General features: G+C 31.5%; 9 protein-coding genes and 1 pseudogene. 1 reads left to right on the top strand and 9 read right to left on the bottom strand.

Translation table 11 applies throughout. The features are described from left to right. Positions 1-236, top strand: a pseudogene (locus tag BLQ19_RS20390) (group II intron reverse transcriptase/maturase); the annotation flags it as partial. A 108-nt stretch (positions 237-344) separates the two neighbouring features. Here BLQ19_RS20390 and BLQ19_RS20385 read toward each other — a convergent pair. The 9 genes from BLQ19_RS20385 to BLQ19_RS20345 all read right to left on the bottom strand — a co-directional run. Beyond that, on the bottom strand, positions 345-2,084 hold the full coding sequence (locus BLQ19_RS20385; protein WP_074539592.1) for a hypothetical protein: 1,740 nt from the start codon (positions 2,082-2,084) through the stop codon (positions 345-347). A gap of 34 nt (positions 2,085-2,118) precedes the next feature. Further along, positions 2,119-2,604 carry a hypothetical protein gene (locus BLQ19_RS20380; RefSeq protein ID WP_074539591.1) on the bottom strand — a complete coding sequence of 162 codons (486 nt, stop codon included), beginning with the start codon at positions 2,602-2,604 and terminating at the stop codon, positions 2,119-2,121. Positions 2,605-2,884: 280 nt separating this feature from the next. After that, positions 2,885-3,157 (bottom strand): hypothetical protein, encoded by a 273-nt coding sequence (locus BLQ19_RS20375; protein ID WP_074539590.1) that lies wholly within the window; start codon positions 3,155-3,157, stop codon positions 2,885-2,887. 4 nt (positions 3,158-3,161) lie between these two features. Further along, positions 3,162-3,614 (bottom strand): hypothetical protein, encoded by a 453-nt coding sequence (locus BLQ19_RS20370; RefSeq protein WP_074539589.1) that lies wholly within the window; start codon positions 3,612-3,614, stop codon positions 3,162-3,164. A gap of 460 nt (positions 3,615-4,074) precedes the next feature. Further along, entirely contained in the window at positions 4,075-5,214 is a 1,140-nt protein-coding gene (locus BLQ19_RS20365) for a PepSY-associated TM helix domain-containing protein (RefSeq protein WP_074539588.1), read from the bottom strand. Positions 5,215-5,275: 61 nt separating this feature from the next. Then, positions 5,276-7,699 (bottom strand): TonB-dependent receptor, encoded by a 2,424-nt coding sequence (locus BLQ19_RS20360; protein WP_074539587.1) that lies wholly within the window; start codon positions 7,697-7,699, stop codon positions 5,276-5,278. 453 nt (positions 7,700-8,152) lie between these two features. Then, a complete protein-coding gene (locus BLQ19_RS20355) occupies positions 8,153-9,043 on the bottom strand; it encodes a hypothetical protein (RefSeq protein ID WP_139150304.1) in 891 nt (296 codons plus the stop codon). A 226-nt stretch (positions 9,044-9,269) separates the two neighbouring features. Then, entirely contained in the window at positions 9,270-10,085 is an 816-nt protein-coding gene (locus BLQ19_RS20350; RefSeq protein WP_074539585.1) for a cytochrome c family protein, read from the bottom strand. 36 nt (positions 10,086-10,121) lie between these two features. Further along, a partial coding sequence (locus tag BLQ19_RS20345) for a tyrosine-type recombinase/integrase (RefSeq protein WP_254788484.1) occupies positions 10,122-10,493 on the bottom strand: 372 nt, incomplete at its 5' end.

Here is a 10,493-nt window from a genome sequence, read left to right as displayed (position 1 = left end):
GGCTAAGAAACCGATTGCGGTACTGTATATGGCACCATTGGAAGAAACCAGAACGGAAGCGGAAAAACCTAATCCGTTTAGGTGTAAACCAAAACACCGCCTATGCTTGGAGTCGCACAAGAATGGGAGGATGGGCAGTAGCTCAAAGCCCTATTTTAGGGACTACAATTACCATTAAAAGGTTGCGAATGAGAGGGTATGTTAGTTTAATAGAGTACTACAAACGAGATGTATAATTATTGAACCGCCGTATACGAGACCCGTATGTACGGTGGTGTGAGAGGCGCACTCCGTTCCTAATTAGGGGCGGAGCCGTCTACTCGATTGGGCGTTCGTACTTTTTTTTAGAAGATTGACATTTGGTCACTTACACTTACTTTAATCATATCTCCAAACTCTTCCCAATGTTCAATTTTCAAGTCGGAAATTCTATCTTTAGCATTCTCAAACTCAAAATTTTCATACGCTTTTTCAAAGTCAATACGCATTAAAGTATCTTTGTTAATTGACCTTTTTGAATCTGAAAATATGATTGATTTAAGGAATTTTTGAACTAAATCAGAGTTAACTAAAAAATGAGCAATCTCTGCCATTTTAATATTCTTAAATCCAATAAAATAGCAAGTGTCATCCAGCATAATTGGTTTAGAATCTTCAGGACAGACTAAAGTGAAATGTGTTGATTTATAAAGTCCCGAAATAGCAATTTTATATTTTGCAAATGAATAATCGCCAATGCCAAAAATCGAAAAATCTGGTTTGCCCTTGTAGATAGAAGATTTACGTTTATCAAAAAAATCTTTTTGTGAACTCAAATATTTATAAGTTAGAGGTAAACTATCTTTAATATAATTTGTTTCCTGCCCTATTTTTTTTTGAGTGATAATTGTTAGTTTTCTATAATCGTTAGTTTTATCAGTTTTTAAATCTGAACTCTTTAGCAAACCAAACACCAATTTTTTTTCAAGATTAAATTCTTCCCCTAATCCGTTTATAAAATGACCATTCATACGCTCAAACTCCATAACTTTTGAGCAGTCGTGTTTTACTCCTGAACGCCAAGTGAAAATAGATTTTCCATCTACAATACTTGATATGTCGTAGTCTTTTACAGAGTAAACAAACTTATCTCTATACCAACCAAAAGTTGTTAAGTATTCTCGACTATAAAAGTCAAACTCTTCACAAGTATAATCTGGTTCATTATTGAGGTTGGTTAAAAATAAACAGGCATTTACAGAAACGTTAAATTCTTTTTTAGAGTCAATATTTAATTTTTCCGAATGTCTAATCTTAAAATTATTTCTTTTTTGGTCTTGAATTAGGTTTTTTACAACTGAATTTTTTATTAAAAAAGCAAAAGTTCCAATATGATTTTCAAAACACTTTAGCATTATTAATGAAATATATTCTCCAATATCAAAATTACCTTTTCCGGTAATAGCCTCAAATCCACTATGGTTCTTAAAATTTGATTTTTGAGGAAGATTTTTTGAATCTATTGAACCAAGTTCAGAATTTGTCACCCAAGGTGGGTTGCCAATAACTAATGTTTTTAAATTAGATGTAGATTCTGCCAATTGATTATAATCAAACTCAAATACATTTCCGTGAATTATATCAATTTCAGGTTTGTTAGCATTTAAATTTAGTAGATAGTAATCGAGAATTTTAAATTTAGTTTCCCAAACATAAGGTTGATAAATTTCTACACCTACAATTTTTTTTAGCGAATTCGATTGTTTAATTGAGGCAAGAATAAAGTTTCCTTTTCCACAAGTTGGCTCTAAAACAAATTCAAAATCGTTGCGTTTCAAAAATGTATATTCGGCTACTTGTAAAGCTAAATTTTCGTTAGTTTGAAAATCTCCGTATTCCCTTCTGAAAGGTTCTGAAACAATAGAATTTTCTTCAGTAATTTTTTCTAACAATTCTGTTGCTTCGTTTTGAGAAGTGAAAAAATTATTTATTCCACAAATCTTACGTAATAATTCGTTTGAAGTATTATAATTTGATAAATTTTCTACGTTTTCTTTAAAGAACTCTAATGCTAAACTGCTTATATTTATATCATCATAAATCATATTCTAATATACTAATTATTATCAATTTTAACATCTAAAAGTCTTTAATCATTTCTCTAATCAATTCCATTTTTCTTGTTTCTTTGGCCATATATTTTTCGTAAGCTGCTCTCATTCCTTTAAAAAAAGCTTTTTTATCTTGGTTCAAATCAACTTTCAAGGGTCGCGGCATCTGTATAACTCCCCAACCTTGCGCCTCAATAGTAAGACAATCCCAACTGATATGTTCAATTGCTATTAGTCCAGAATCTTTTACAATTTGTAAGCCATTTGGGTTTTTATTATAATCTACAAAAATAAAATATAACTCATTTCCATCTTGTTGCATCCACTTAATAAGTCTTTTTGCAGAAATGATATTTGGTGAATAGTTGTTTTTAGCCAGATTATTACTTTTAACGTTAACTGGTTTTTTAATATCATCATTGAGTAAAAAATCCCCTAATGATTTCCTTGTTCCTTTTGCACTTGCGTTATGTCTTTTTGCTATTTCAACTTCTATTGATCTGTAATCATCCATATTTTAATTGATAAATTGTCGTTTATAATTTAGCGGACGAATTTAATGTTAAAAATATACTTTAACAGTTATTTATCAATAATAATGGTTGATGGTTTTTTGGACAGTGTTGATGTTTTTTTGTATGACGCCCAACGTTCCTCGGCTATGGTTTGCTGCGTTGGTTAAGCAATAAAATTAATAAATAAACAACAACCATTCACGGTTGCGTAGTTTTTCCGAAGGAAAAACTGCCAAGCAGTGAACTATAGCCGATGTTGTGTGTAGTTTTTATTAGTATTTACTCTACTTTTAAAGTCATAACACAAAACGAAAATCCATCGTGAATTTTTGGGTCAAACATATTCGCAGCGGTTTGTACTATATAATTTCCTGGACCATATTCTCTTTTCCAAAGTTCCTCATTCGCAATGTCTTCAGCCATTTCATCAGTAACTTTTATAATATCGCCGGCTTTTGGTTCGTTTAAAAAAGTATAATTAATCCAAAAGTGACCACTATTATTGGATAATTCCTCTACACTTTTATGAATCCAAACTTTTGATTTATACATATTTTTAATTTATAGAATCTGTTTTTACTCGTTCAGTTAATTTCTTATTTAATTGTTCAAGTTCTTGATTCTGTTTTTTTAATAATTCTATTTGTTCTGTTTGCCATATTTCATCTGAATTTTGGTCAGACTCTGCAAATCCTAATGATTTATTTCCTATGTAGAGAGTGATAAGAGCTAAAGCAATTGTTAGTCCAGTCAGAACCCTATTGATAAATGTTGATTTTTTATTTTCTTGGTTTTCATTTTTAATCAAATCTAAAAGACCAGATTGTATTCTATTATTTAGCTCCGATTGACCTAATTGAATCATAGAGATATAATAACTCGCTCCCAAACTTACGTTTACATCTGGTTTAGTAACGTAGGTTACTTTTTTAGCGCATTTAGAGATTACGCTTTGAATCTCTTCATCATTCATTCCATCAGGAAATGTATTTGGTATTTCTAATTTCATTTTAATTGATGTTCAAAATGCGTTTCTCAAATTACACACAACGTCTCCGTATATGAAACGTAGCGTGTAAATAGACGCTAACTTTTCGGATTATACACGAGCCGAATTTTTAATTTTTATATTTAAATTTAATTTTCTAAATATACAAAATTAAAAATTTGTCGTTCTTTGAAGACAAGTAAAAACCTTTCGAAAAGCCTTTAATAGCTATGTTTTATATACATTGTTGTACACAGTATTTATTTTCCAGACCTTTGATTAAAGCACTATATATTCCGTTTAAGTATTTACTTTCTGTTTATCATTTGTCCCAATTTCAGATGGTATAAGCCATAGTAAATATGCAATTAACTTACTCAAAAGTTTTCTTCTCAAATGTTTCTTTTACGATGTAATGGAACACTCTTTTTTGCTTGGATGTAGCGTTGGCGTAAAAGTGTGTGGAATGGTAAGTTGTGCACTAAACTTTAATGCTTTCTAAAACTTTTTTCTTTTTGTAATTCCGTCCGTACCACAATAATACACCGGTTACTGGCAAACTTGCCGTTAGCAAACTAACCAAAAACGCAATAATTTTTCCCGCAATTCCGCCAATTGCTCCAATGTGTATGTCGTAATTCATTCGCTGAATTTTGTCCGCTACTTTTGCATTTTCGTATTTTCCGTAAATGCTTGGTGTTTCTATTTCCTCCAGCGTGTTTTGGTCAAAAAACCTAAAATCGGAATCGTAATAAATTCCTTTGCTGTTTGAAACTTCTACGTAAATACTTTCGTCCGCTGTTTTGGGATAATGTAATTCAAAACTTTCTGCATTTGGGTTTTCTTTTATAAGTTTTGTAATTAAATAGTCCATTGGAATTTCACTATCTCTTTCTCCGATTTCGCTTTGGTTTTCAGGAATAATAAAACGTGCCTCTTTTTCGCCACCTGTAGATTTGTAAACCACATATTTAAGCCAATTATAAGACATCATTGAGCCTGTAAAAGCTAAAATTAATGCAAGAGAACAAATGTAAAAGCCAACCACAGTATGCAAATCAAAGTTTTTACGTTTCCAACGTGTTGTTTTTTTCCAGTCAAATTTTAAACGTTGTTTTAAATTTTTACGCTTTTTGGGTAGCCAAATAATAAAACCTGAAATGATGATTACTATGAAAATTAAAATAAAAACTCCAACAACCTGTTCGCCAATAGTTTTGGGTAACCAAAGTCGCATATGACCTTTTAGAATAAATGCAAAAAATCCTGACAGATGATTATCTACGTGAATTACTTCGCCTGAATATGGATTTAAGAAAACACTTTGATAAAATTCTGGCTCGGCATCATAGAATATGACTTCAATTGCATCATCTTCTTTTTTAAATAGAGTTCCGTGAACTGTGTTGTTTGGAAATATTTCTTTTGCTAATTCCTTTGCTTTTGTTGGTGTTAACATTGATTGGTCTTGTGGTGTGACTTTTTTATAGTCATCATAAAGACTTTCAATTTCATCTCTAAACGCCCAACAACAACCAGTTATAGACACAATAAAAACAACTAAGCCTGTTGTTAAACCTAAATACTTATGTAATTGAAATATGAATTTTTTAGCTGTCATTATTTTAAATTTAAAAAAGAGCAAGTTCTTTTAAGATACTCGCTCTTTCTCACTTGACTAATTAAAATTGATATGAAATGTTTGCCAATAATGCTCTTGGCGTTTGTGGATTTATGGTAGTCCAACCTTTGTAATATTCCTTGTTAAAAGCATTGTTCAGCTTTAAACCAATTCTGTATTTATCAGCTTGGTAAAAAATGGTAGCGTTTGCAATCGTATAACTCGGCAGAATAAAGTCGCCAGTCGATTCGTAGTTTATCGCAAAACGTTCACTTGCTCCATTAAACCCTAAACCAATTCCAAAACCGTCTAAAGTTCCATCTTGAAATTCATAATTTGCCCAAAAATTGTAAAGCGTTTCTGGTCCAGCCTCAAGCGGTCTTCTGTTCAGAATTTCAGTATTATCGGATTCCGTAGTTTCGCTATCGTTATTGCTATAACCAGCTCTTATGTTTAAGCCTTTTATAGGGTTGGCATTTATTTCAATTTCAAACCCTTTGCTTACCACTTCGCCACCTTGAATTTTGTTGAAAATTGATGAAGGGTCAGTAATAACACGGTCTTTTACTTTGATGTCGTAATAACTTATTGTAGCGTTTAATCGATTATTGAAAAGATTTGTTTTAATACCAAATTCTAATTGGTTTGCTTGTTCTGGGTCAAAAGTTTGTAAAGTTTGTGGTCCATCTTCAGGATTACCAACTAATTGAGGTGCTACATTGGTAAAGCCATTTTGGAGGTTTCCAAAAACAGATAGTTTGTCTTTTATGGGTTGATAAACGATTCCGAATTTTGGTGATAACGTAGTTTGGTCATAATCATCTTCAAGATTTGCTAAATCGCCTTCATTATCAAAATGGTCTAATCGTAAGCCTATCATTGCTGAAAGGTTATCCGTGAAATTGATGACGTCAGACGCGTACAAACTATAAATATGGTATTTAGATTTTACGTTACCAACACCTTGTGAAGCTAAAACAGCATCAACACCTGAAGTTGAAAGCGGAAATAAATCTTCTTCTACATCTGGTGTAAAAGGATTATCTCCATTAGAACCACCATCTGGCGTCACATTACCGTAAAACGCATATCCTGTGCTGTTGTTTGTTTGTGTTTCATTGAAATAATCGACACCTACGACCATTCTATTTCGTAGTGAAGCAATTTTGAAATCTCCGATAAAGTTTTGTTGAATGTCCGTTGTTTGAGTATTTGCATTCTGTTTGTTGATAAAGCGAGAATACGTATTGCCTTCTAAAATGCCGAAATCAAATAAGTATGAATAATATCCTTTTGTAGAAGTTGAACTTTTAGAAAGTAACGTTTGCGATTGCCACGTATCCGATAACTTGTAATCCATTTCAATTCTGTAATTCTGTGTTGGATTTTGTAACGTTAAGTCGTTGCTCGTAAACGACAACTTGTTATTGTAGTTAAGTTCATCAAGATTTGATGCAACCGTTGGTGCACTTCTATTTAGGAATAAGAAAGTTGGATTTGTTTGTTCCGCTTGGGTGATTTCTCCGTAAAACGAGAAAGAAAGTCTGTTGTTTACTTTGTACGATAATGATGGTGCGATAAAAAATGATTTTCTAAAACCAGCATCTTGAAAACTTTGCTCTGTTGTGTAAGCGGTATTTAATCTGAAATATAAATTATCTTCTTTACTCAAAGCAGTATTGAAATCTCCGACAATTTGATTAAGTCCATAAGTTCCAGAAGTGAAAGATAATTCTCCGCCAGTTCCCACATACGGTTTTTTGGTAACAACATTTATAAGTCCACCATAAGAGCTTACTGCATTTCCGAACAAAGTTGCAGAAGGACCTTTTAGTACTTCAATACGTTCAATGTTAGCAGGATTTATTGTTCCATTTGTCAGACCTGGAAGTCCATTTACCAATTGTGGTTGAACGGAAAACCCACGAAGCGAAAAATATCCAGCACCATCGCCACCGCGACCAGTCGAAGTCCAAAGTTGTTCAACACCTGTTGCGTTTTTTAACGCATCGTCAAAATTTGTAATAATTTGTGATTTTAGAATTTCGTTAGTAACTGTACTATAAACTTGTGTGTTTTCGATGTCTTTCAATGGAAGTTTTGAAACATAAGCAGTTTTTTTTCTTGAAAATTTGTTACGACGTTCTCCCTCTACAATAACCTCGCTCAAAATTTCATTTCCCTCGTAAAGTGTAAATGTTTCTAAATTTTTGTTTTGATTATTTGAAACTGAAAGTTGAATTTCTCTTGTTTTGAAACCTAGATAAGAAATTAAAAGCGTGTAATCGCCATTTTCCAAATTTGAGATTTCAAATTCTCCATTTTCGTTTGTTTGTGTGCCTTTAGTTGTGTTTTTTAAAGAAACATTCACACCGAAAAGAGGTGCTTGATTGTTATCTTTTACAGTTCCTGATACTGTGCCATTTTGTGCTAAAGCTAAATTTGTTAGAAGAAATAAGGTTAAGATTGGTAATAGGTTTTTCATTGGTTTTTATTTAGACTTAATATAAATATTAAATTTTTGACAAAAATATATTTGTCTTTTGATATAACCAAATTATTTATAATAAATCTAAATAAGAATTTTTAAGAGTCTGATTTTCTGTTATTAGTAGGATGTTTTTTTTTGTTTCGAAGACGAAGAGTAGCAAGTGCAAAGAAATTATCTCGCAGAGTAATTTTTTGCTCTTGCGGGATTTTGGTACTAAATTTTCTGAAAACTTTTTAAGCGAGGATTATTCCAAATAAGCGCATTTTCAGTAGGTTTTTAGATATTCAGAATGTGATTGGTATATTGTGTACAACGTGTTCGTGTATGGTTAGTTGCGTTGGCTAGCAACTAAATTAGTAAAAGAAACCGAACCAGAGGAAAATCCGCAGGATTTTCCGAGTACACACAAACTAGCAATTGACTATACACGTTGTTGCCACACGTTTTTTATTTCCAATAACTTATTTTTCTCGTATCAACATAAATTGGAACGAATTCCTTTGCATTATTAAAATGCTCTTTCATAGATACATTTTTCTTAATCCAATTCCCATTTTCGTCAAATTCATAGTCAAATTTCAATTCTCGATTTAATTTTGAATCCTCAAATTCTTTTGAATTGATAGGATTATATAAAATGTCAAATTCAGTTATGTTGTCCGTATGCTTTTTCAAATCCGCTGATATGGTATAAGAGGTTTGTTTAGAGATTCGTCCTTCTTTCCATTCCGTTTCGCTTATCATTTCCATCCATTCAGTTTTGTATGACGATTCAATAAGATTGTTGTTGTCATATTTGTACAGATTGGTTGTCATTGATTTTACATTCCCTTTTTCTTTTTGTGTTGCGAGTTTTATTTTATCATTATCGTCAAAATCATATTCGTAATGAACTTCTGTAGTATCATTTCCTTTGATAGAAACTCGTTTAATTGGATAATCATTTCTGTCAAAGTAGGAAGTCATTTTATGGTCAATTGTATCATTGACAAATACAGTTATTTCACTCGTGTTTTTGATAGAGTCATATTCAGCAATTTGGATAATTTTGGAATTGTTTGATTTGCTAATTGAAACACTCTTTATAAACTCTTGATTTTTGTTATAATCGATTTCATTGGTTTGTAAAATTTTGCCATAATTATCGAAATACTCTACTTTTTTCAATTCTCCAAAATCGGTGTATTCTTCTATTTTGTTAAGTACAGGTTTATCTTCATTTTCCGTGTTCTGAAAAGTTGTTTTGTAATATTCAATTTTTTTAACTTTTCCATACAGATTGTTTCCTTGTAATGCGTTTTTGGAATCAGAATAAATTGGCTGTAAATCACTTCTCAATTCCGTTTTGTTTTGGCAGTTAAATAAAATAATTGACAGTAAAGTCAGTAAGTGAATTTTTCTCAATGTTCTTAATTTCAAATGTGTGGCAACGTTTATGTATAAGATTAGTTGCGTGTTTTGAGCACCTAATTTAGCAAATACAGACTAAATAGAAAATCCGCGAGGATTTTCGTAAGCAAGCTTGAACTAGCAATTAATTTTATACGGTGTTGCCACCAGTTTTTTATTCCGATTTACTGTATTCTATTAGTTTTTCTATTTCATTTTCGGTCAATAATTTCCCGAAAGCTTTTCTATGATAGCTAATACCAAATTCAGTTTTGTCTATTTCGTTTAAATCTGTTGAATCAAGAATCCATTTTTTAAATTCCAATTCTTTTATTCCACCAAAAGCTGGTCCGGTCATATTTTTGTTTTTATGATGACAAGCAGCACAGTTTACATAAAATAAACTCCGACCAGAATAAGGTGTTATTTTATTAGAAAACCCGATACTTTTAGAATTTAACGTTGTGTCACTATCCTTAAATTTTATTGATTTAAAAATGTCCAAAATCAAGTCCTCGTCCGCTATGTTTTTTCCAATCAAATTAAATCGGTTTTCTTTATATGCTTTTTCAATATAAATTCCAATTGTTCCATTTCCATTTTCTTTTGGTTTGGTTAGCAATGCAATTTTTCCATTTATTGTGTCGGTTGCGAAAAGCTGTTTTTCACCATCTTCGTAACTAAAATCATAAGAATACCAACCATAATCAAAAGTCAATGAGTCATTTCCATTAGTAATTCCGCCGACATAGCTGTCAATTCCGTTATATTCAATTTTTTTCCAGTTTTTTGGAATATTTATTGAAAAGGCGCCAAAATTAAAATCGTTGGTTGTCTTTTGAAAGTTTGAATTATACAAAAAATAAATACTAATAGAAAGTAGTATGATTATACCAAAATATATTGTCGATTTATTCATTTTTAAATTGGTGGCAACACTTGTATAACTACAATAAATTGTACTCTTATTGTAGTTATATCGTTTATCCATGCAATGTATTATTTTTTAATAAAGAATCCAAAGGGCTTATGATAGTCTTATTATTGATTTCAATTGTTTGGTATAAATTTCAGTTGTTTTTGGCGAACCATGCCCTAACATATTCTGTAGATGGCGAATGTTTATATTGTTTTCTATGCAATGTGTTGCAAATGAGTGGCGCAACGTATGTACTGTTGCCCACGGGTTAGAATTTGTATCTTTTACTGCTTTTCTGAATATAGATCGTATACTACTTGTACTGTATTTGCAACCTGTTTGACCCTCAAATAGCCAGTACGATGGTTTATATGCTTTATAATAAATTCTTAATAGTAGTACTAGCTGTTCAGGAAGAATAGTTTTTCTATCTTTTTTACCTTTACTATCCTTTATAAATAGATAACCATCATCCGAATG

This window comes from Cellulophaga baltica, assembly GCF_900102165.1.
Lineage (GTDB): Bacteria > Bacteroidota > Bacteroidia > Flavobacteriales > Flavobacteriaceae > Cellulophaga > Cellulophaga baltica.
The sequence above is the reverse complement of the archived record's forward strand: the minus strand, read 5'-3'. Positions and strand labels throughout refer to the sequence as shown.

Coding starts and splice junctions, on each gene's coding strand:
- BLQ19_RS20385 (WP_074539592.1), bottom strand. CDS start 2,084: ATGATTTATGATGATATAAATATAAGCAGTTTAGCATTAGAGTTCTTT.
- BLQ19_RS20380 (WP_074539591.1), bottom strand. CDS start 2,604: ATGGATGATTACAGATCAATAGAAGTTGAAATAGCAAAAAGACATAAC.
- BLQ19_RS20375 (WP_074539590.1), bottom strand. CDS start 3,157: ATGTATAAATCAAAAGTTTGGATTCATAAAAGTGTAGAGGAATTATCC.
- BLQ19_RS20370 (WP_074539589.1), bottom strand. CDS start 3,614: ATGAAATTAGAAATACCAAATACATTTCCTGATGGAATGAATGATGAA.
- BLQ19_RS20365 (WP_074539588.1), bottom strand. CDS start 5,214: ATGACAGCTAAAAAATTCATATTTCAATTACATAAGTATTTAGGTTTA.
- BLQ19_RS20360 (WP_074539587.1), bottom strand. CDS start 7,699: ATGAAAAACCTATTACCAATCTTAACCTTATTTCTTCTAACAAATTTA.
- BLQ19_RS20350 (WP_074539585.1), bottom strand. CDS start 10,085: ATGGATAAACGATATAACTACAATAAGAGTACAATTTATTGTAGTTAT.